Here is a 657-nt window from a genome sequence, read left to right as displayed (position 1 = left end):
GCTCGTCATGAATAAAGCCGTGTTCTGCTGAACCAAGAATCAACGTGAAACGGTGATCTGACTCCAAAGCGTGATACAGCGATTCTTGCACCACTGGGCGAACTTTGATGCCTTGCAGAAGCTCAGTCAGGGCTTCGCGTCGACCTTCCGATTCCACCGAAAAGATGATTTTGCCCGTAAATTGTTCGCTGAATTGGCGCAGACGAGACAATGGCTCTTTGTTTTGCTGTTGAACGCCAAGTTCTGCCAGTGTTTGTACCGCTAAGTTTTGGCGGCCAGCACGTTTCACTACTTTCTCTAGGCTGAGCTGTGCCTGAGGAAGTTGTTTGAAGTGTGCAAACAATTCGTCTTTCTTGAGCCACAAATCATGTGGGGCAAGAAGTGGACGCAGAGGATCAATTTTCTTTTGATCGTAGCGATATTCGACGTCATTTAAGAATGTGTCGACAGCGGCTTCAATGTCGCCGTATGTGATCAGCTGCGAATCTTCAGGTAAGTAGTCGAACAGGGTTTCGGTATGGTCGAAGAACAGTGGTTGCCAGTATTCAATGCCTGCCGGCCACGTTCCTTTGGTGACTTGCATGTAGATGGATTCTGGCTCGCGTCTCGCCTCAAACTGGGTGCGCCAACGAGTACGGAAATCTTCAATCGCTTCTT

At 48.9% G+C, this 657-nt stretch carries 1 pseudogene; it reads right to left on the bottom strand.

The features are described from left to right. A pseudogene (locus R7P74_RS26975) lies at positions 1-657 on the bottom strand (transcription-repair coupling factor); the annotation flags it as partial.

Source organism: Vibrio sp. 2033 (assembly GCF_033339735.1).
This window is presented reverse-complemented; position numbering and strand designations above follow the sequence as displayed.